Annotated in this window: 20 protein-coding genes; 18 read left to right on the forward strand and 2 right to left on the reverse strand. The window is 46.5% G+C overall.

What is annotated here, in order from left to right:
• Nucleotides 1-125 precede the first annotated feature (125 nt).
• The 3 genes from QFZ77_RS08795 (at nucleotide 126) to QFZ77_RS08805 (ending at nucleotide 1,531) form a co-directional block, all read left to right on the forward strand.
• The gene (locus QFZ77_RS08795; protein WP_307438558.1) at nucleotides 126-455 is read left to right on the forward strand and encodes an ArsR/SmtB family transcription factor; all 330 of its coding nucleotides are present in this window, start codon (nucleotides 126-128) and stop codon (nucleotides 453-455) included.
• Nucleotides 456-604: 149 nt separating this feature from the next.
• A complete protein-coding gene (locus QFZ77_RS08800) occupies nucleotides 605-1,060 on the forward strand; it encodes an SRPBCC family protein (protein WP_307438560.1) in 456 nt (151 codons plus the stop codon).
• Between the two features lie 36 nt (nucleotides 1,061-1,096).
• Complete coding sequence (locus tag QFZ77_RS08805; protein ID WP_307438562.1) at nucleotides 1,097-1,531, forward strand: SRPBCC family protein; 435 nt, start codon at nucleotides 1,097-1,099, stop codon at nucleotides 1,529-1,531.
• Nucleotides 1,532-1,696: 165 nt separating this feature from the next.
• Here the strand turns inward: QFZ77_RS08805 and QFZ77_RS08810 are convergent, their stop codons facing one another.
• Nucleotides 1,697-2,602, reverse strand: a complete 906-nt coding sequence (locus QFZ77_RS08810) for an ArsR/SmtB family transcription factor (protein ID WP_307438564.1) — start codon at nucleotides 2,600-2,602, stop codon at nucleotides 1,697-1,699.
• A gap of 164 nt (nucleotides 2,603-2,766) precedes the next feature.
• On the opposite strand from QFZ77_RS08810, the gene arfA reads away from it, so the two are divergent.
• The 7 genes from arfA to helD all read left to right on the forward strand — a co-directional run bounded on the left by arfA (nucleotide 2,767) and on the right by helD (nucleotide 11,978).
• Nucleotides 2,767-4,278 carry an arabinosylfuranosidase ArfA gene (gene arfA / locus QFZ77_RS08815; protein ID WP_307438566.1) on the forward strand — a complete coding sequence of 504 codons (1,512 nt, stop codon included), beginning with the start codon at nucleotides 2,767-2,769 and terminating at the stop codon, nucleotides 4,276-4,278.
• 188 nt (nucleotides 4,279-4,466) lie between these two features.
• A complete protein-coding gene (locus QFZ77_RS08820) occupies nucleotides 4,467-4,781 on the forward strand; it encodes a c-type cytochrome (protein ID WP_307438567.1) in 315 nt (104 codons plus the stop codon).
• 97 nt (nucleotides 4,782-4,878) lie between these two features.
• Nucleotides 4,879-6,897 carry an LTA synthase family protein gene (locus QFZ77_RS08825; RefSeq protein ID WP_307438569.1) on the forward strand — a complete coding sequence of 673 codons (2,019 nt, stop codon included), beginning with the start codon at nucleotides 4,879-4,881 and terminating at the stop codon, nucleotides 6,895-6,897.
• Between the two features lie 190 nt (nucleotides 6,898-7,087).
• Complete coding sequence (locus QFZ77_RS08830; protein ID WP_029194574.1) at nucleotides 7,088-7,864, forward strand: ABC transporter permease; 777 nt, start codon at nucleotides 7,088-7,090, stop codon at nucleotides 7,862-7,864.
• On the forward strand, nucleotides 7,861-8,652 hold the full coding sequence (locus QFZ77_RS08835; RefSeq protein ID WP_307438574.1) for an ABC transporter permease: 792 nt from the start codon (nucleotides 7,861-7,863) through the stop codon (nucleotides 8,650-8,652). Before QFZ77_RS08830 ends, QFZ77_RS08835 begins: the two co-directional genes overlap by 4 nt.
• Nucleotides 8,653-8,687: 35 nt before the next feature.
• Nucleotides 8,688-9,659: an ABC transporter ATP-binding protein gene (locus QFZ77_RS08840; protein ID WP_307438575.1), complete on the forward strand. Its 972-nt coding sequence runs from the start codon at nucleotides 8,688-8,690 to the stop codon at nucleotides 9,657-9,659.
• Nucleotides 9,660-9,680: 21 nt separating this feature from the next.
• Nucleotides 9,681-11,978 (forward strand): RNA polymerase recycling motor HelD, encoded by a 2,298-nt coding sequence (gene helD, locus QFZ77_RS08845; RefSeq protein ID WP_307438576.1) that lies wholly within the window; start codon nucleotides 9,681-9,683, stop codon nucleotides 11,976-11,978.
• A 231-nt stretch (nucleotides 11,979-12,209) separates the two neighbouring features.
• Here helD and bluB read toward each other — a convergent pair whose 3' ends face one another.
• Complete coding sequence (bluB, locus tag QFZ77_RS08850) at nucleotides 12,210-12,857, reverse strand: 5,6-dimethylbenzimidazole synthase (protein WP_307438579.1); 648 nt, start codon at nucleotides 12,855-12,857, stop codon at nucleotides 12,210-12,212.
• Between the two features lie 205 nt (nucleotides 12,858-13,062).
• Between bluB and QFZ77_RS08855 the strand changes: the two genes are divergently transcribed.
• The 8 genes from QFZ77_RS08855 (at nucleotide 13,063) to QFZ77_RS08890 (ending at nucleotide 21,612) form a co-directional block, all read left to right on the forward strand.
• Nucleotides 13,063-14,154, forward strand: a complete 1,092-nt coding sequence (locus QFZ77_RS08855; RefSeq protein ID WP_307438581.1) for a GerAB/ArcD/ProY family transporter — start codon at nucleotides 13,063-13,065, stop codon at nucleotides 14,152-14,154.
• Nucleotides 14,154-15,605, forward strand: coding sequence for a spore germination protein (locus QFZ77_RS08860; RefSeq protein WP_307438584.1), 1,452 nt, complete (start codon nucleotides 14,154-14,156; stop codon nucleotides 15,603-15,605). The genes QFZ77_RS08855 and QFZ77_RS08860 overlap by 1 nt, the downstream gene beginning before the upstream one ends.
• Nucleotides 15,602-16,765: a Ger(x)C family spore germination protein gene (locus QFZ77_RS08865; protein ID WP_307438587.1), complete on the forward strand. Its 1,164-nt coding sequence runs from the start codon at nucleotides 15,602-15,604 to the stop codon at nucleotides 16,763-16,765. The genes QFZ77_RS08860 and QFZ77_RS08865 overlap by 4 nt, the downstream gene beginning before the upstream one ends.
• Nucleotides 16,766-16,966: 201 nt before the next feature.
• Nucleotides 16,967-17,899, forward strand: coding sequence for a hypothetical protein (locus tag QFZ77_RS08870; protein WP_307438590.1), 933 nt, complete (start codon nucleotides 16,967-16,969; stop codon nucleotides 17,897-17,899).
• 66 nt (nucleotides 17,900-17,965) lie between these two features.
• Nucleotides 17,966-18,703, forward strand: coding sequence for an ABC transporter ATP-binding protein (locus QFZ77_RS08875; protein ID WP_307438593.1), 738 nt, complete (start codon nucleotides 17,966-17,968; stop codon nucleotides 18,701-18,703).
• Complete coding sequence (locus tag QFZ77_RS08880; RefSeq protein WP_307438595.1) at nucleotides 18,696-19,445, forward strand: ABC transporter permease; 750 nt, start codon at nucleotides 18,696-18,698, stop codon at nucleotides 19,443-19,445. The genes QFZ77_RS08875 and QFZ77_RS08880 overlap by 8 nt, the downstream gene beginning before the upstream one ends.
• Nucleotides 19,446-19,489: 44 nt before the next feature.
• Nucleotides 19,490-20,926: a sensor histidine kinase gene (locus tag QFZ77_RS08885; RefSeq protein ID WP_307438596.1), complete on the forward strand. Its 1,437-nt coding sequence runs from the start codon at nucleotides 19,490-19,492 to the stop codon at nucleotides 20,924-20,926.
• Nucleotides 20,923-21,612 carry a response regulator transcription factor gene (locus tag QFZ77_RS08890; RefSeq protein WP_047687167.1) on the forward strand — a complete coding sequence of 230 codons (690 nt, stop codon included), beginning with the start codon at nucleotides 20,923-20,925 and terminating at the stop codon, nucleotides 21,610-21,612. The genes QFZ77_RS08885 and QFZ77_RS08890 overlap by 4 nt, the downstream gene beginning before the upstream one ends.
• The last annotated feature ends 288 nt before the right edge of the window (nucleotides 21,613-21,900 follow it).

Raw genomic sequence — 21,900 nt, forward strand, 5'->3', positions numbered from 1 at the left:
TTGGTTGGCAAACAATGCAATTTGTTTCTGAAAGGCACGGGATTGCTCTTCCGCGTCTTTTTGTGTTTTGAGAATGGAACGAACAGGCAGCATACACCAATAAACCAAACTTGACATGCAGACAAATGGTTGCATATAATGATGGCATGGATAAAGTATTTAAAGCTCTTGCTGATTCAAGCCGAAGACAACTCCTTGATGAGCTCTTCAAGAAAAATGGCCAGACATTAAATGAACTATGTGATCATCTTGAAATGACCCGTCAATCCGTAACCAAACACCTGCTTATATTGGAGGAAGCGAATCTTATTCTTATTGAATGGCAAGGCCGAAATAAAATTCATTATCTAAATATGGAACCCATCGGAGAGATTTATGACCGCTGGATCAGCAAATATGATCGTGATCGCATCGAAGCATTGCGTGAAATTAAAAAGCGGCTTGAAGCGGAGTGACTCTGAGCAGGCTCAGAGATCCCTATAACGGAGAGACTTTGAGCAAGCTCAAAGATCCCTAAAGCGGAGAGACTTTGAACAAGTTCAAAGATCCCTATAGCGGAGAGACTTTGAACAAGTTCAAAGATCCCTATATATGGAGGAAAAAAATGACTGATGCAATATTTGTTTATGTAACTTACATCAAGACGACGCCGGAAAAGCTTTGGGAAGCTTTGACAAGCAGCGATTTTACCGAAAAATACTTCTTCGGAAGCAAAATTCAATCGGACTGGCAAGAAGGCTCTAACGTCACCTATTCGCGGAATGGACAAGTCACCGATCACGGAATCATACTAAAGTGCGAGCCGCATCATTTACTTTCTTTTACATGGAACATGGTAGGAGATGAAACCTCTCGTAAGCAGCCATCACGGGTCACTTTTGAGTTAAAAGCATTAGATTCGACGGTCAAACTGACACTTAAGCATGATAATCTAGCATCGGTTGACATCGTGGATAGAGAAGATACCTTTGAGGGATTAAATAATGGATGGCCAGCCATTCTGAGCAACCTGAAGAGTTTACTCGAAACAGGGAACACTTTGCCACCCATTTCCATCTAACCCATCACAGTTACATCGAAAGAGAGTTGATTTAGTATGAACAACCTTACGAAATTTAAAATAGTTAAGCCCGTTAATGAAGTATTTGACGCTTTTATAGACCCTGAGAAAATGTCTAATTATTGGTTTTCTTCAGGTTCTGGAAGATTGGAGCAAGGCAAGACGATTACTTGGAGATATGATGAATACAATGCACAAGTGGATATAAAAGTATTGGAAATAGAAGCAAATAAGAAAATCGTCTTCCAGTGGGGTGCAACGGATGATGGACATGTTGTAACGATTACGCTGAAAGAGTTCGATCATTCGAGCACCGTTATTGAAGTTAACGAAGAAGGTTTTAATGAAAATGATGAGGACCTAATCAGTCAATTGATAGATAATAAAGAAGGTTGGGTTTACATGTTGACCTGTTTAAAGGGGTATTTGGAATTTGGTGTTAATCGATTAAGAGCAGCAATTGTTAGGTGAGTAGATTTTATATGTTATGGGTTAGGGGTAAGCGAAGCTTACCCCTTATTTATACTGTATAGACGTGAGGGAAAGTCTACCGAGAAGTCGATTTCCGGCTTCTCGGACTCAGTTGGCGAAATGACTTCGGACAGCCCCTAATTCATGCGTCTACACAAGTCGCCCCTACCTGCGGTAGGTGCGAAACAGAATGTCACGGTTGTAGTTGCCAAATCCCTCACCGTACAAGGTCAAACCGCCGACATGTGCCGCATGGTTCGGCACTTCGAGCCGCAGTGTCCACTCGTTGCGGGACATGGGGATATCTTTGATCGAGACAGCCGATAGCCGCTGTCCGTCAAGGAAAGTTCCCTGCTCTGTGACCCGGATGATCTTTAACCAACCATATTGGTTGATCGTGTCCGGCCACCAGGCAGGGGTGAGTTGGCCGCGGCCTTGTCCCGAATCACCGGGACTCGTCCAATAGCCGAGCAGCGTATCATTGACGTAAAAATGAATGTCGGACGGCCAATTCGCTTTAATTCCTGGTGCTTCGGAGCTAATTTCAAGCGAAATCTCGATTTCCTCTAGTATCTGACCGGGCAGCACATAGTTCGGAATGCGATATTCCACGAAGCCGCTGCCGAACCAAAGAATCTTGGCATGCATCCGCTCCGGCTCGAAGAAGAAACGCGGATCATCGTACTGACCAATCACATGATCAGCCGTAGCCAAACCGCAGGTTGGATGCACTTCGAAGCGTGTGTAGTGACCAACCGGAATCGCAACTTCATCGAAAACTCGCTGCTGCTCTATTGGCCGCGGGAGCCGCATTTCGATGAGGGAGATGGCTAACTTGCACATTTTGTGCGTGCCGCCTTGCTTGCGAATTAAAGCGGTCTGAATAAGCCCTCCAGCCTCGAGCTTTTTTACATGCATGGTTACGATGGCGCTGCTTAATCCGAGCATATGAGCTAATTCCTTGACATTCATCTCTTGCTCAGCAAGCAGCTCCAGTATCTTAAGCCGCACATCGCTAGCCAGCGCCTCATACAGCGGCAGCCATTTGCGGTCTGTTGTCGTTTGGATCATCGGACAATCTCCTCATAGGTAGACTAATTAATGAAAATATGAATTCAACAGAAAGCAGAAGAAAAGCTTGAAATCATCCGCTGTTTATTGTTTAATATAGTCATAACATAATGAATGTATTAATCGATTCATATTTTTATTAATTATACTACGAGGTGAATACAATGTCTATGAAAGCGAGTATGATTATCGACAAAGATTTTAAAATCGGAGAAGTAGATTCTCGTATTTATGGCTCATTTATTGAGCATTTGGGGCGAGCCGTCTATGGCGGAATTTACGAACCTGGACATCCGCAAGCGGATGAACAAGGCTTTCGAGCAGACGTACTGGAGCTGGTAAAAGGTTTGGATGTTCCGATCGTTCGTTATCCTGGAGGTAATTTTGTATCCGGTTACAACTGGGAGGATGGCATTGGACCGTTAGACAAACGCAAGAAAAGACTTGATCTGGCTTGGCGCACCATTGAACCTAACCTGGTTGGATTGAATGAGTTCATGGATTGGTGCCGCAAAGCAAATACAGAAGCGATGATGGCTGTCAATCTGGGGACTCGTGGTCCGGATGAGGCAAGAGATATTATTGAGTACACCAATATCAATGGCGGGACCTACTGGAGCGATTTACGGATTTCCCATGGTTATAAGGCGCCTCATAACATCAAAACTTGGTGTTTAGGCAATGAAATGGATGGCCCTTGGCAAACGGGCAGCAAAACAGCCGCGGAATACGGGCGTACAGCCTGTGAAACGGCCAAAGTCATGAAGTGGGTAGACCCTTCGATCGAGCTTGTTGCTTGTGGCAGCTCTAGTCTACTTATGCCGACTTTCCCTGACTGGGAAGCAACTGTACTTGAGCATACGTATGATCACGTTGATTATATTTCCTTGCATCAATATTACGGCAACCGTGACAAGGATTCTGCCAATTTTCTCGCACAATCCATGGGCATGGACCAATTCATCCATACGGTGATCTCAACAGCGGATTATGTTCAGGCCAAGAAACGCGGGAAGAAGAAAATCAACTTATCCTTCGACGAATGGAATGTTTGGTATCATTCCAACGATGCGGATCGCAAAATAGAGCCTTGGTCCATCGCGCCGCCACAGCTTGAAGACATTTACAACCACGAAGATGCCCTGTTAGTTGGTTGTATGCTTATTTCCATGTTGAAGCGTGCAGATCGTGTGAAGATGGCTTGTTTGGCACAACTTGTTAACGTCATCGCACCGATCATGACAGCGAATGGGGGAGCGGCCTGGAAACAGACGATCTACTATCCTTATATGCATGCAAGCGTGTTTGGACGCGGGACTGTTCTTGTGCCGCTGATCAAATCACCGAAATATGACGCGAAGGATTATACGGATGTGCCTTACTTGGAGGCTGTTGCCGTTCATAATGAAGACAATTCCGAAGTGACGATCTTCGCGGTTAACCGTCATCTAGAGGAAGCACTTCCTCTGGAGCTGGATCTACGCAGTTTTGGCGAATGTCGAGTTATTGAGCATATTGTTCTGGAGAACGATGATCTGAAAGCTTCGAATACGATTGATGCCCAGGATCGGGTGAAGCCTCACACAGGAGGTAATGCGGCCATATCGTCAAACAGCCAGATTCAGGCGATACTTGGTAAAGCATCGTGGAACGTCATTCGGTTGAAATTAGCTTAAAGAGACGAGTAGACGGCATTACTACTTAAATAAGACATGGCCTGGGACATGCCCCGGTCATGTCTTTTAATTTATCCAGCCCGCATAACTGTTATGTTTTTGCCGCTCTATTTTCCAGCTCCTTTATTTTACAATCTATGCTCTGGTATGATGAGAGAAATACAATAGATTGAAGGAGTTTCGTACGTATGAAATTAAAGCTGTTTGGAATAGTTATTCTGGCTCTCGGCTTATCCGCTTGTGGAAATAAACAAAATGAAACGCAGCCGGCGGCGGTTAAAGTGGACGTTCCTAAGATTTATCAGAATTTCTGCATCTCGTGTCATGGTAATCAATTACAAGGTGGACAAGGCCCTAATATCCAGAAAGTGGGAGAACGTTTAGATGAAGCGGAGATCATAAAGCGTATTCAAAAGGGAGGTGGCGGGATGCCGCCGTTCCAAGTGGCACTGAAAGAGGAAGAACTGAAGGCATTGGCGTCGTGGCTGGCAGGGCTTAAATAATGGGTGTTTATGGTAAAACTAAGCTTCCTTTAAGGTTAGCTACATAATTTCTTCACAATTGGAGTTTATAATAGGGGCAAGAGGAGAGTGATGCAATATGCACTTGAATTTGAAGCCCCGGAACCATCTTCCTAAGAAGATGAGACCAAACCGTCTGGGAGCGACGATTTCGCTTTTATTATTTATGATAGGCTTACCTATACTTTCTGTAGCCGGAATGGAACTTCTTGAACGCGGTACTTTGCATGAAACGGCCCAATGGATAGCATCTAACCGATCACTTTTTCTATTAAATGTAGGACTATCCTTCTGTTTATTAACTTTCATATATGCTGTTGTAGGATCATTAGCTATATCCGGATCCATCTCAACTTTATTGCTTGGCCTTATGGCACTGATCTCTTATATGAAGGTGAAAATGATCGGGGAGCCCTTCTTCCCGTGGGATATTTTGCTGAACAAAGAAAGTATGGATATAGCTTCGCTCGTAACAGGGAAAGCCGCACTTCTCCGAATCGGAGCTGTGGTCATCGCGGTCATCCTTGTATTTTTATTAAAATGGGTACTCCCGCGGGTATCTTTTTCTATCGTCAGTCGAATTGGTTTAGGGCTGTTTTCGCTCTATGCCTTGTATGCATTTGCAATTAAAACACCGTTAGCTGGCAAAATTCTTGACCATATAGGTGTAAATGAAATTGTATGGAATCAGAAAGAGAACTATGCGAATAATGGACTAGCGCTAGCTTTCACCCTCAATGTCAAAAATTCGATCGTTCAAAAGCCAGAAACGTATAGTGATCAGAGTATTGCAACTGTTGCAGCTAATCTCCAAGAGGTAGGCATGCAAAAGGCAGGACTGAAAAAGTCCGTAGATGCTGATTCTCTAAAAGGGAAGAAACCGAACGTAATTTTTATTATGAGTGAAGCGTTCTGGGATCCAACTTTGCTAACAAATGTGACGTTCAGTGAAGATCCGGTACCCACTATCCACCGCTTGCAGAAGGAGACGACATCCGGATACTTGTTATCCCCCCAATTCGGCGGCGGTACCAGCAATGTGGAATTCGAAGTGTTGACGGGGAACTCGATGAGCTTCCTGCCAGGAGGGTCCATTCCGTATCAACAATATATAACGAAACCTGTACCGAGCTTAGCGAGTTATTTTGCCGATCAGGGCTACAAAAGTATGGGAATTCACTCCTATGAAGGCTGGTTCTGGAACCGTAATTCGGTGTATAAGGAGTTAGGTTTCGAAAGCTTTAAGAGCAGTGAACATTTCGTGAATCCGGAAATGAAGGGTTATTTTATCTCGGACGCCGAAGTATCCAGAAGCATTATAGATGAAGTCGATAAAACCGAAGATCCAATGTTTATGTACACGGTAACCATGCAAAATCATGGACCTTATGATGAACCACGGTATGGAGAAAATCAGTTCAAAGCGCAAGGTGACTTGACGCCTGAAGCGAAAACGATTCTTGAGACCTACGCGCAGGGCGCGCACGATGCGGATCAAAGCTTGCAAATGCTGATCGATCACTTCCAAGAATCGGATGAACCCACGATGATCGTATTCTACGGGGACCATTTGCCGATGTTGGGATTAGATTATCAAGTATACAAAGAAGCAGGTTTCATCCAAACCAGCAACGCGAATGATTGGTCGCTGGAAGAAGTGAAGAAAATGCACAGCATCCCGCTTGTTACTTGGTCGAATTTCGATATGCCGAAGCAGGATATCCCACTGCTTAGTGATTCCTTCCTTGGTGCCCACGTGCTTGATATGCTGCATATGGAGAAACCAGCTAATTTCAAGTTGAATGCCGAATTGGCGGCGCAAGTGCCAGGACTACTGAGTAATCTTGTTGTTGATGCGAACCAAGAACTTCATGCTGAAGTCCCCGAATCCGCGCAAGCACTCCGTGATGACTACAGGAATGTGCAGTACGATTTACTTTTCGGCAAACAGTACTTAGCTGAACATATTGATCATGACTATTTGACTAAAACCATTCAGGACAGCTTTAACGCTGAATTTGATGAAGGAAATGTACCGCCGCAAACGCAGGGAGTGAGCAGCAATACGCCCACTTCGAAGCCGGTGAGCGCGCAGTAAGAGAAGTCCCTATTTTGTTGCTCTGAGCGACGAGATGGGGACTTTTTCATTTTTGGTGGAGGCGTTATCACCACCTAAAAATAATCATTGCCATGGTTAGGGTAATTTTGGTAATATAGACTTCCGTCTCTACGCGGCGGCTGCAAAAAAAGCTAGTTGATAAGGATCAAAACAGCTCAGGAGGTGTTTTATGCTTTTCGCGGTTTTGGCGCGCAAGGCGTATGCGAGGAATTTGCAGTATCGCGGTTCGCATCTGCTGCACAATGCAGTGAGTGCGGTGTTTGGCTTCATTTATGCTAGCATTTGGACCGGTTTGGGGAGCGACTCGTCACTCGGCGAATACGGTGCGAAAGGGATTGTAGGTTATATTGCTTTTAACCAAGCGATCCTTTGGATTACGCAGTTCACGACGAATGGACTCGGACTCGAGCAATCGGTGCGAACTGGTCAAATCGCGGTCGATCTCATGCGGCCGGTACACTTATTCTATCAGGCGATGAGCCGGGAATGGGGTCAGGTATATTATCAGTTTCTTTATAAATTTATCCCGATTTATGCCCTCTACTACTTCATTTTCTCCTTACAGCTTCCACATCATGCTTCGGTTTATGGCTGGACAGCGATTGCGCTCGTTTTGGCGGCATATATCTCCATTTGCACAAATTATTTGATAGGTGTAGCAGCCTTGTGGACCACGGAATCTCGTTGGTTTTACTGGGTTAATTATTCCTTCAGTACACTGCTCTCTGGTTTTTTCATTCCTTTAGAATGGTTGCCGGGTTGGCTCCGCACGATTAGCTTTTACACACCATATCCCTATCTACTCTATTATCCCACTCGTATCTATATGCAGCTTGAACAAGGAACTGTTGTGCTCGGAGCTCTCCTATGGGGCATCGGGTTTACTTGTGTCTGTCTGGCGGTTACACAGGGGGTACGCAGAAAGCTGGAGGTGCAAGGCGGATGATGTCAGTGAGGCTCTATATACTGCTGATCAAGGCGAGCTTGCGAAGCCGAATGCAGTATAAGTTTAATTTCTTTTTTTCGACCGTGATGGCTTCCTTTGTACATATCTCAGAATTTCTGATGGTGGCGTTGGTGATGATGCGTTTTGGCAATATCAAAGGATGGACACTGTATGAGGTGTGCTATCTGTACGGGGTTATGATGATATCCAAAGCGATTTATCGCACGCTGGCTTCCGATGTGCATCATCTAGAGAAATATCTCGTTTCTGGTGATCTGGATGCGCTTCTCACACGGCCTGTCCCCGTGCTGCTGGCGCTGATGACACAAAACGCTCGTCTCTTATTTGCCGAAGTAGGGCAAGGAATCATCTTACTTTTTATTGCTATGAAAGCCTTAATGGCTAATGGACAAATCGGATGGTTAGCCGTTCCTTTAACGATGTTAATTATTCTAACGGGTGCCATTATTTTATTCGCCATCGGTCTAGCGACAGCAGCAGCAGGCTTCTGGCTGACCCGGATCGAATCCCTGCAAAATATGACCGAAGACGCTTCTCAAACCGCGGCACGCTATCCGCTTTCCTTGTATCCAAAGTGGCTTCAGGGTGCGCTATTGGTGCTCGTTCCGGTAGGCTTCGTGAATTACATTCCTACTCTATATTTGCTGAGACATCAAGGAGGCATAGGGATGCTGCTAGGGACCATTGCTGTTTCATTCGCTGCGCTCTGGCTGGCTATGCGCTTCTGGAAGCTAGGATTATCTCGATATCAAAGTACAGGAAGTTAACCAACAGCTTCATACAAGGAGGGACCACAAGAAACATGATAACCGTAACGAATTTGCGCAAAACCTTTCAAACTCCGCTAGTCAAAGAAGGCAGGTTCTCTGGCATTCGAACTTTGTTCTCACGAGCCTATAAAGAGAAGGAAGCGGTACGCGATGTAAGCTTCGAGATTGAATCTGGCGAGTTCGTCGGGTATATTGGACCTAATGGAGCGGGAAAGTCGACAACGATCAAAATGCTCACCGGCATTCTTCACCCAACCTCCGGCGAGGTGCTGATTCACGGCTATAGTCCTCAGAAGCATCGAAGACGAGTCGTAAGGCAGCTTGGCGTTGTATTCGGTCAGCGCAGTCAGCTGTGGTGGGATCTGCCGGTGAAGGATTCCTATGAAATTCTAACGGCGATGTATCGGGTGGAGGAAACCACCGCCCGCCGCAGATTAGGTGAATTGACAGAGCTTCTTGAACTGAAGGAGCTGATGGACACGCCTGTCCGGAAGCTGTCTCTTGGGCAGCGGATGCGGGCCGATTTGGCGGCTTCGATGCTGCATGATCCGGATATTTTGTTTCTGGATGAGCCTACCATCGGGTTGGATGTTGTCGCCAAGCGGAACATTCGCGGCTTTCTTCAGACATTAAATCGGGATTTCGGTAAGACGATTCTGCTTACTACGCATGATATGGATGATATCGAGCAATTGTGTAAACGAGTCATCGTGATTAATCATGGGCAAATTGGCTATGACGGGTCGATCGATGAGCTGCGGGATCGCATTGGCTTACCAACGATGATGAAGGTCACTTATCGAGGTGAAATCCAAGTTCCTGCTAGCTGGGAGCTTCCGTTTCGCGTGGTGGAGCAAGAAGCGAATAGTCTCACGATCGCTTGCAACCGCCAGGAGCTGAAAGCGATGGAAGTACTGCGTATCGTCAGCAGCTGGGGCGATATGGACGATGTACATATGGAAGAGCCTGAGTTTGAAGAGGTGATCCACGGTGTATATAAATAGATAGAAGTGGAGTGAGACCGTATGCCTATAGAGAACGAAGAACGGGAGAGGGAGACGCAGCGCGTTGCCTCTGTACGAGCTAATATACAGCAGCGAATTGAAGAGCTGCGCCAAACGGTGGATGAGCGCCGATCGGAAGCGACAGCGATTGGCCGCAGCTTCTGGGATGATATCTCGGTGAATGCGGATAATGATGATGATTTGATTGAGACGGCAGCGAGTATGGCCCAGCAGGAGCATGTGCTGCAGGGTCAAGAACGCAGCTATCGCTTGGCACAGGATGCGCTGCGTAAGCTGCAAAGTGTCGTCGATGCGCCGTATTTCAGCCGCATTGATTTCAAGGAGCGCGGGGAGCAGGAGCGTGAGAAGATTTATATCGGACTGACATCCTTTATAGATGCCAAGACGGATGAAATTCTTATCTACGACTGGCGTGCGCCCATAGCCAGCTTGTTCTATGACTATCCGCCAGGTCCGGCGACGTATCGGACACCGGAGATGGATGTCAGCGGCGAGCTGATGCTTAAGCGGCAGTACATCATCAAAGCCGGTGTGCTGCAGGATGTGTTCGATACGGGGATCTCCATCGGTGACGAGATGCTTCAGCAGATGCTGAGCCGCAGCGCCGACGAGAAGATGCACAGCATTGTCACAACGATCCAGCGCGAGCAGAACCAGATCATCCGCGATGATCGGCACAAGGTGCTGGTCGTGCAGGGGGCGGCCGGCAGCGGCAAAACCTCCGTCGCACTGCAGCGCATCGCGTATCTGCTCTACAAATATCGGACGACGTTAAGCGCCGACAATATGATTCTGTTCTCGCCGAACTCACTGTTCAGCGACTACGTCTCTCACGTACTGCCGGAACTTGGTGAAGCTACGATGCAACAGACGACATTCCAAGACTATTTAACACATAAATTAAGCGACACAGGTCTGACTTTGGAAGATCCCTACGATCAATTGGAGTTCATCCTTACGGGGACGGATCAAGATCCTGCCTACGCAGCGCGGCTGCAAAGCATTCATTACAAAACGTCGGCAGCCTTTCTAAGTGTGATTGAAGCATACGGAGAAAAACTAAAAAATGGCGGAATTCGTTTCCTCGATTTATCCGTAGGTAAGAAGGTGTTGATTACTGCGGATGAGCTTAGCGAACGGTTTTACAGCAAGTCCTCCATTCTTGCTCTGGGTGAACGGATGGAACAATTATCGGAGTGGATGCTGGAGAAGCTGGATGAGTTTCAAGCGGATGTGCAGAAGAGGTTTTATCGTAAAATGGTGCGGGAGCCGAAATATTTGGGCACTGAGCCAGAGATGAAAAAGATGAGCAAGATCAAAGCGCATAAAGCGATTGCTCCACTTAAGGAGAAGGCACGAAAGCTCGCTTATGTGGACGTGCTCGGGATGTACCAAGATCTTTATACGAATAGTGAATTACATCAAGAGCTTATGCACCATTCGGAACAGCGTCTACCCGCAGCTTGGGATACGATCAGCACGTTCACGGCCGATGCGCTTGCTGGTGGAATGCTGCATTACGAAGATGCGACACCTCTTGTATATTTGAAGGGCCTTGTTGAGGGCCAACTGCGCGTAGGTACCATCCGTTATTGTCTTGTAGATGAGGCGCAGGATTACTCGCCGTTTCACTACGCGTACTTGAAGAAGCTGTTCCCACGTGCTCGGTTTACCCTGCTCGGGGACTGGAATCAAGGGATCTTCACGCACGCGAACGCGAGCAGTACGGATGGCGAGGGGCAAACGAGCGAGTACAGCTCCATTAGCGAACTGATGAAGGAAGACGAGACGGAGACAATCCGCCTCGTCAAGAGCTACCGCTCGACGCGCGAAATCGTCGATTTCGCTAGTCGCGTGCTGCCAGGCGGCGAGCCGATCGAGCCGTTCAGCCGCAGCGGCGAGGCGCCGCGTGTTCTGCGCGCGGCGGACGAGACCGAGCTCAGCCGCCTCGTGGCTGAGGCGGCCAAGGCTAGGCGCGACGGCGGCGCAAGCTCCGTCGCGATCATTTGCAAGACCGAGCGCGAGACGCGAGGCGCGCACGCCAGCCTGAAGCCGCTGCTGCCGGGACTCGCGCGGATCACCAAAGAGACGCTGCACTATGAGGCAGGCATCATGATCCTACCGGCGTACCTCGCCAAAGGGCTCGAGTTCGACGCCGTCATTCTCTATGATGCCGGGGCGGCTGTCTACGCGGAAGCGAAGGAACGCAAGCTGTTTTACACCGCTTGTACCCGTGCACTGCATCACCTAGACGTGTTCTATCTAGGTGAATTGACACCTTTTCTCCTGAACAAATAGACATACGTCCATACCTATCTGCCCTGCCCGACATAGGATATATCGAGCAACAACAAAGAAAAGGTTTAGCGGGCAGAAGGGAGGAATAACCATGTCAGGCGTTGGATATTCTAGCACAGCTGTCGTACTGGTACTGTACATTCTGTTGGTCATCATTCTTGCAACATTCTAATCTCAAAATAGGATGAAATAAACCGCCTTCCGATAGATCGGAGGGCGGCTTTCTCATTGTCAAATTTTTGCATTTCCCCAAGTCTCGCTGAATATCAGATTATTCAGGCTCCTGCGTTTTTCCCAATTGGCTGTTTCCAAAATGGGCTTCTCTGGATAATTTTCTGTGAATCCAATGGATAGTAATGCTACTGGATCAATATGAGGAGGTATTCCTAGGATATCTCGCACATCATTTTTCTTATAGAAGCTTACCCAGCCCATAGCTAATCCCTCTGCACATGCCGCTAACCACATGTTTTGAATCGCACAAGCAACGGACATGATATCGGTTTCTGGTATAGAATTTCTTCCTAGCACATGAGAACCGCCGCGTGTTGGGTCACAAGTAACGCAAATGGTGAGAGGGGCCTGCTTGATCCCTTCGATCTTGAGATTTAGAAATTCGTCTTGGCGTGTATCTTCATAATGAATGGCTAAAGCCCGTCTCTCTTTATCTGCTGCCCATGCCAAACGTTCTTTCACTTTATCCGTAGAAATGATTATAAAATTCCAGGGTTGCATAAATCCAACGGAAGGACCATGGTGCGCTGCATTTAGCAATTTCATTATTGTTTCTTCTGGGATAGCATCCGATAAAAATGTTCGTACATCCCTTCTTGTATAAATGCTCTTGTACAAGCCGTCCTTTTCTTCTTCAGTAAACATACCTTTCACCTCACCCCTTCACCAAGCTCCCGTACGATGTAATTATTCATTAAATTTACACCCTCTCTTCTCTTTTTGCAATCGATGGAAGACCTAATTTCGATAGGTGTCTAAATCTAATTTGTCGCACCGCATAAATCCACTTGAATAGGAAATCTTAACTTATAAAAAGTTTCCACCTAATACCAATGTGGGAGATTAGCATATGTCTGGAACCAAGAAAATTACCGCGCTTCAACTATATTTTGTCTTAATCCTCTCGATTGGCATAACCAACCATGTCTTATTAATTCCGGTGCTGCTGCATTTAGGAAAGCGCGATTCCTGGTTCGGTGCAGCGGTCTCCCTGATTCCTTTGCTCATATGGGTATGTCTGCTTTATCTCGTTGTTAAACGTACGAAACAGCAGTATATGATGGAGTGGATCAAACAAAAGTTTGGGAAAGTGATCGTTTTTCCATTCAAAATAGGCCTTATTGTCATTTGTTTTGCCCATTCGATTATAACCATAAAAGATATGGTGACATGGACACATGTGACCTATTTACCTCGGACACCGCCTTTCATGATTAGTCTTCTGTTTATCATCTTTTGCTTTTTTGCGGCCCGGTCAGGGTTGCGAGCGATTGCAATAACCTCAGGCATTCTACTGCCGGTTGTCGTTTTACTTGGGTATTTTGTAATGGGAGCTAATTTCCAATATAAAGACTACAGCCTGCTTACACCTTTATTTACACACGGTTATGGACCTGCACTGACATCCATCATGCTTACTTGTGGCGCCTCTTTCGAGCTCCTAATTATCGTATTCCTTCAGCATCATGTCGCTACACGCATCCGGCTGCGGGCTTTATTGATTCTTGCGGCATGTGTAATTGGACTTACGATAGGACCGTTAACGGGCTCCATTGCCATATTTGGCCCCTTTGAAGCCGCGGATTTAAGGTATCCAGCCTTTGAACAATGGCGAATGGTCACATTGGGGAAATATATTTCCCATTTGGATTTCTTGTCTATTTTCCAATGGATATCAGGAGCTTGTGTCCGGACGTCGATGCTCATGTTTCTTAGCGTGGATGTTATTGGTATTCAAAAGAAGCGCACACGGACTCTAATCCTGATAGGGATTAGCCTGTTGTTCCTAGTGGTGAGCTTGTACCCAGTCACAGACAACCAGATGGTGTATCTGATTCAAAATAGATATTATCCCATTATGTTTGGAATAGGCTTAAGCTTGCTTCTTGTCTTGCTTGTGATGTCTATCCTGCCGGGGAGACGAAAGGAGAAGAATGCCTAATGAATGAGCAGGATTTACGAGATTGGTTTGCGTTGTCTGACGATGTCATCGTGAAATCTTATCGATTATCGGATGCTCATCCGAAAGGGCGAGTGATACTTATGTACTGTGAAGGTATGACCAATATGGATCATATCGAAAATCTCGTATTACCTAAGCTGGAAGGTCTATTCAAAAATGAAGTTGATGTTAACGCCTCAAAGCTAGATGTGAATACGATGCTTCAATTGCATGAAATTACGGGTTCCAACGCCATAGAGTCGATGACGGTTTCGTTGTATGCGGGAGCGCTGATCTTGTTTTTCGAAGAGACGCAATTACTGTATGCGTTGGATATCTCTGCGCCCCCCAACCGATCACCGGAGGAATCAAGTACAGAGACATCCATTAAAGGTCCAAGAGATGCGTTCACAGAAAGCATCATTACGAATATCGCGCTGGTTCGCAAACGCTTGCTGACACGCAGTCTTTGCTGTGAAAAAATGCAAATCGGCACGAGAACTAACACCTCTGTAGCTCTTCTTTATATAGACGATGTAATAAATGCTAGCGTGCTCCAGGAAGCAAAGCAGCGGCTTCAGGCTATTAACGTTGATGCCCTGATTAGCAGTTCGCAATTAGAAGAAGTGATGTGTGGGAGCAAATACCCATTCTTTCCTCTGTTGGATTATGCGGGAAGACCTGATTATGTAGCGGACAGCTTGCTGCGAGGACGATTCGCGGTTATGGTCGATGGTTCCCCCATGGTTCTTATTGCGCCAGCGAATCTGATGTATATATTGAAATCCCCTGAAGATGTGCACTCCCCCTATTATTATGTAGCATTCGAACGTATTTTGCGTTTGGTCGGGTTGGTCGTTTCAGCCTTATTGCCTGGTTTTTGGATTTCACTTTCTGCCTTTAATCTGGACCAAATCCCGTATCCGTTAGTAGCTACCATCGCCACATCCAGGCTGGGATTACCCTTGTCAGGTCCGATGGATTTTATTCTCATGCTGCTGCTGTTCGAATTGTTCCGTGAGGCTGGAGCACGGTTGCCTAAGGTGGTAGGACAGACCGTCACTGTCGTTGGCGGGCTTATTGTTGGGGACGCCGCGATACGCTCGGGAATCACGAGCCCTACAACATTAGTAGTGACCTCCATTTCGACGATATCGATGTACACCCTAGTGAATCAATCACTTGCGGGAACGATTACCGTGCTGCGAATCATGATTTTGATGATATCCACGATTTTCGGTATTTACGGTTTTATGGTATCCCTCATGGGGCTCATTTTATATTTGTCAACATTAGAATCATTCGGTGTGCCTTACTTATCGCCCTTGTCTCCGCCTCAGTTCAGGGATATCATTCCTTCCATATTGGCCAAGCCATGGAACAAACTAAAGCGAAGACCGAAGGCATTAAATACGAAGGATGACACACGCCAGGGCGGGGAGTCTTCATGATTACGAAAGGTTTAGGACGACTGGCCATCGGAATGCTGCTTTTGATTAGTCAGACAGGCTGTTGGGATATGAAGACGATCCAAGACACGAATTACGTTACAGCGATAGGCTTCGATTATCAAAAAGGGCGCTACGTGGTGTACTGTCAAATGTTAGACTTCTCCAGCGTGGCTAAACAGGAGGGCGGTAAAGGAGGGCAGCCACCCATGATTTGGGTCGGACAAGAGGAAGGGGACACGATTAATGATGCTTACACCCGTTTGCACAAAACAACACAGCAGCGAGTCTTTTGGGGGCATGTGGGTGCTTATGTTTTTACAAAAGAGGCTCTAAAGCAAGGAGTAGGAAAATTCACTGACAGTTCAGTACGCTATGGTGAAACAAGGTTTACCCAATGGGTTTATAGTACGGATGAGCCCATAGAGTCGATTTTCTCGGTCATCCCTTTTTTCAATGTCTCTCCTTTGTCCTCTATTCTTATGCAACCTGTTGAAAATTACCTTCAACGTTCTTTTATTCGTCCGCTTAAATTATATCGGGTTGCTGCCCTAGCTAGAGAGCCTGGGAACACGGTGATGATGCCCACCTTGGCCATTCGTAAGGATGTGTGGGTGAAAAATGAAAAACCAGATCCTAAATTAGAAGTAAGCGGTGTCTATGCGATAGCTAAAAAAAATCATGTGGAATGGCTTTCAGAAGATCAATTCAAAGGTGCGCGTTGGTTGGAAAAAAGCACTGTCCGTACACCTATGGTCGTTTATATAAATGGGAAAGCTGAACTATCTGTTTCTATACAGAATCCTAAAGCCCGCATTACACCTCGAATGAAAGGAGATCAACCCGTATTCGATATTCATATCGAAGCCAAGGCAATCGTTGCCGAATTGCTTGAGAACGTTGATGAAGATGCACTGAAAAAACAGATCGCCAAACAAATCCCTGAGGAAATCGAGCAAACGTTTAAGCAGGGAAGAAAGCACGATACGGATGTTTTTCAGCTCGAACATGTGTTATATAAACAAGCTTTTCCCGAGTGGTCTAAGCTTACATCTAACGGAGAGAAACCGCTCGAGGATTATCAATTAGGGGATATAAAAGTAGATATCCAGCTATCCCACTCAGGGATGCTTAAGATGAAAGAAAAAGAGCAGCAGTATTAGTCATTGACCCATATTGAAGCCTTCATCTCCGCAGATTTCGCGGTTTTGGAGGCTTTTTTTAATAAAGTTTTAAGAATTGTTTTAGGCACGGTTAATAGGTGATTTAGAGGCAGTTAATGCGGAGGGGATAAGATGAATACATGGAAGCGAGGAACGCATCCAAATTAGATAAAGCGTATGAATACGCGGAGGAAATAAGATATGAATAAGAAGTTAGCGATGTTGGGATTAGGCGTTGCGGTAGGCAGCATGATGCTAGTGACCTCGGTATATGCAGGTGTGGGAGACGCTCCCGGGTATGAGACATTCAAATCAGCATTCAAACAAACTGCAGCGGTGAAGAATGTAACTCGCCAGGTGAATGTGTCCTTACAAGACAATGGGGCTTCATTACTCAATGTGAAATCAACAATTAAGAGCACTGGCGTCGATCACGCTGGCAGCGCAGTAGTCACAGTGAAAAGTGGAACGGATGAGCAAACTATTCACTTCTACAGCCAAGATGGGAAGCAGATTGTAAAAACAGAGGATTCCGAGGTGTATAAAGTGCTGGAAGGTGAAGGCATGCCTGGCAAGTTCAAAGGGCATGAGCAAGCAAACCATACACCTGACCCACAAGTTATTAGCGAAGTGGAAAATGTGGTCGATGCATTGGTTGGTAACCTGAAGAACTATGTAACCATGAGTGAAGCACCTGGGAACGTGAAGGACATTCATTTTAAATTATCCGGAAGTCAAATTTCACCCGTTGTGAACACAATTGGCTCGCTGGTTATTAAACATGGCACTGTAGAGAACAATCACCGTCCAATCCCGGCTAAAGCAGATACTCTTGGTGTAGATGTAACAACACTCAAAAACAGCCTGCCTCAGCTTGTAACTGACATCAAAATGGATGAGGTCGAAGTGAACGCAAGCGTGGATGCTGATAACCACATTACGAATCAAACGGCACAAATTCATATTTCTGGTAAAGATGCTCAAGGTGCTGCACATGATGTGGTGTTAAGTGTAGATATGACTTTATCTAGTCTGAACTCCACAACGCCAGATACGATTGATTTGAACGGAAAACAAGTGGAAAATGTGAAGTTTGATGAGAATTCCCACAAAAACTGGGGAGAGAAACATTAATAGAAAGACTAGAGGAGGATTCAACGATTGTTGACCTCCTCATTCATTCTGAAAGGCGGCCCGTTCATGAAACCCGTAGTAGAAATTAAGAACCTCACGAAAACTTACAAAAATTTGCGCGGTATTCATCAAGTGAATATGACGGTGGAGCAAGGCGATATCTATGGTTTTTTTGGACCCAATGGCGCCGGTAAAACATCGGTCATGAAGATCATGACTGGTTTAACAAGAGCACAGCAAGGCGAAGTGAAGTTGTTCGGCCATGATGTGTCTACACATTATGAGCAGGCTATGGCGAAGGTTGGCGTGCTGATTGAAACAGCGGAAGCTTACACCTATATGAGCGGCAGGCGGAATCTGGAGCAGGCGGCGCGCTTTTATCCTGGGATCGGCAAGCAGCGAGTGGACGAAGTACTGGAGATCGTCGGACTCACCCCTTTTCAACATGAAAAGGTTGCGGGCTACTCACTTGGCATGAAGCAGCGGCTCGGACTAGCGGCAGCGATGCTGTCGAAGCCTGAACTGCTTATTCTGGATGAGCCGACCAATGGGCTCGATATTGAAGGGATGGTTCAAATTCGTGAAATCATCATGCACCTAGCGCGTGAAGAGCGAATTACCTTCCTCATCTCCAGTCATCTTATTCATGAAATGGAGCTGATGTGTAATCGCATGGGCATCATTCATCAAGGACGGCTTGTTCGCGAGGGACTTGTTTCTGAATTAGCCAAAGGCAGCGCGACGCTGGAAGAAGCGTACTTGCGCGAAATCAATGAAGTTAGGAGGCTCGCTGCCCATGCATAGCTTAACCGCCAACGTCTGGAACGAAACGATCAAACTCGCATCGAAGAAGAAAACCATTTTCTTACTAGCTGTTACGCTGCTACTTCCGGTTATTGCAGGCTTATTGCTTGCACGCTTTCAAAGCGGCATCGGCATCGGAGCCATTGCATCGGGTGATTTCCCTATCGTCATGCTCGGTTTGTTTACGAGTATATTCCTGCCTTTGTTCGTGTTCATGGGAGCCGCGGATGTATTCGCTGGTGAGATGGGTGAACGTACGATGAAGAATACGCTCACTCGGCCCATTACTCGCTTCAAGGTTTTCGCATCCAAGCAAATTGCGCTGGGCGTGTACATTGCACTTTATTTAATCGCAGGTTTACTGGCCTCGATTATGTCAGCTCTATTTTTCCAAGACTTCGGAGGCGTAAGTACAGTGGTTACTTGGTTCCTCGCCTATGGCTCGGCCTTCGTTCCTCTGCTTGTGCTCAGTATTGCAGCCGTGCTTCTCGCGCAGTTCTTCTCCAGCAGCAGCTCCGCATTGACCGTTAGCATTCTTCTTTATTTGGCGTTTAAAGTAGCTGCTTTTTTCATTCCGCAAATTGCAACCTACTCGCCAACAGCTTACACAGATTGGCATATGCTCTGGATTGGCAGTTCGATGGCCATTGGCAAGATGAGCAGCATCTTTATGTTTTTGATGGCGTGTAGTATATTGTTTTTTACAGCAGGATTTTATTTGTTTGATAAAAAGGAGATTTGATCCGATGTCGATTCGTTTAGCGGCTGGTACTTTCCTATATAGCCATGCTGCTTGTACCGCTTGTGCTCTCCGTGCTAGCCGTGATCTTAATCAGCGTCGCAACGTTTGGGAATCTGAAGTCGGTCTTTCAGGTTGATTTCTCCCAAGGCAATCCGATTAAACGTGTTGTTGATCAAGAACTAGAAAATGTCGCTTATATGAAAGCGAAGACGGATACGGAACCGGATGCTTTTCTGGATCCTGCATTTGTGAAGGATTTAGAGGCCAAATTCCATAAAATTAATATGGGCATCATCATCCGGAAGGATAAAGAGATTACGTACGTTTCACCGTATATTAAGCAAGGGGAGGCTGAGAATACCTCCAAGCTGCCTTCTTTTGGCACATCATCGGGTCAATTTCAGCGAAATCAAGGTTCCCTGTGGATAACTAGGCAGCAGGATTTTTTATTTTCAGATAATAGTAAAGGCTCTGTATTCGTTTTTCTGGATGGCGGTCCCTTTCAAAAGTATCTTCACCAATTTTCGAAATCCGTCATTGTTACGTTTATTCTTATTCTCGTATTGACGAATGGTGTACTGACTTACTTCGTTTCTCGCAGTATTATTAGGCCTCTAAGAGCACTCAAACGTGCGGCGGAGGAGATCAAGGAAGGCAATCTCGACTTTGAGATTGTACCGCATTCCGATGATGAAATTGGTGAGCTGAGTACGGCATTTGAAGAAATGCGGCGTAAGCTCAAGAAATCCGTAGAGGTTCAGCTTCAATATGAAGAGAACCGCAAGGAGCTTATTTCGAATATTTCCCACGATCTTAAGACGCCGGTTACGGCGATTAAAGGATATGTCGAGGGGATTATGGACGGTGTATCGAATTCCCCAGATAAGCTGGATCGGTACATTCGTACCATCTATAACAAAGCAGCTGATATGGATAGGCTCATTGATGAATTATTTCTGTTCTCCAAGCTGGATTTGGGCAAAGTGCCATTTCAATTCGAGAAGGTTGATCTCGGGCAATACGTGTTGGATTGCGCGCAGGAATTGCAGTTCGATATGGAGAAAAAAGGGGTTGAGTTCGCGCTCACCGAGCTGCCGAAGTCACCGCTGTATGTAACGGCAGACCGTGACAAGCTCAGGCGTGTCCTGCTGAACATTATCGAAAATGCGATAAAATATAGTGAAGAAGGCAAATGCCACATTACCTTAACGTTGAGAGAGATAGACGGCAATGCCGTCATTCAAATAAAAGATAGAGGTCAAGGCATATCGGAGGAATCGCTTCCTCATATTTTTGATCGGTTTTACCGGGCAGATCCTTCACGTAACACGGCTACCGGAGGAAGCGGGCTTGGACTGGCGATAGCCAAACAAATTATGGAAGAGCACGGCGGGAGAATCAGCGCATCCAGTATCATGGGGCGGGGGACAACCGTATACATGGCATTACCGCTTAGTCAGCAGGGGGAGAGCGAAGGATGAGTCGAATCTTAATTATTGAAGACGAGCAAAGTATTGCAGAGCTGGAGCGGGATTATTTGGAGATCAGCGGCTATGAAGTCGATATCGAAAATAGCGGGGACAAGGGGCTCCAGCGAGCCCTCTCTACGGATTATGATCTCATTATTCTCGACCTTATGCTGCCGAAGGTGGATGGTTTCGAAATCTGCCGGCGTATTCGCAGTGAGAAGGACATTCCCATCGTGATGGTCTCCGCTAAAAAGGAAGACATCGATAAAATTCGCGGCCTCGGCCTCGGCGCTGACGATTACATGATCAAGCCCTTCAGCCCCAGCGAGCTGGTGGCCAGAGTGAAAGCCCATTTAGCACGCTACGAACGGCTGATGGGGCGGCGCGAAACGCGGAATGATGAAGTCCGCATTCGCGGTTTGATGATTGATAAAACAGCGCGCCGTGTTTTTGTCAACGAGAAAGAAGTCGTCTTCACGACGAAAGAATTCGATCTGCTCACCCATCTGGCGATGAACCCGAATCGTGTATACAGCAAAGAGCAGCTTTTTGACCTTCTATGGGGGATGGACGCCATGGGGGAAATCGCGACAGTGACGGTACATATTCGCAAGCTGCGCGAGAAAATCGAGCAAGACCCGTCCAACCCGCAATACATCGAGACCATCTGGGGAGCGGGATATCGGTTTCGGATTTAATGGGAAAGCCTGGGAAGAGTGCCTAACTCTTCTTGGGCTTTTTGTTTTTCAGGGACATTGGTCACGCCCGGTGAAAGCTCGGAAACGGAGCCTATCTCGGTGGATGCCAGCCGAAAGTGCGTTTTAAGAGCCTAATCGTCTACGCTCCATTGCTTAGAACCGCCGAAAGCGCGGAAACCGACTTCTCATGCCCCATATTCTGGCCTCGCCACAGTGTCGCTTTGAGATAAGCGCGTTTTCGGAGCCTATCTCTGTGGATGCCAGCCGAAAGCTTGTATCTCGAGCGTA

Source organism: Paenibacillus sp. V4I3, assembly GCF_030817215.1.
Taxonomy (GTDB): domain Bacteria; phylum Bacillota; class Bacilli; order Paenibacillales; family NBRC-103111; genus Paenibacillus_E.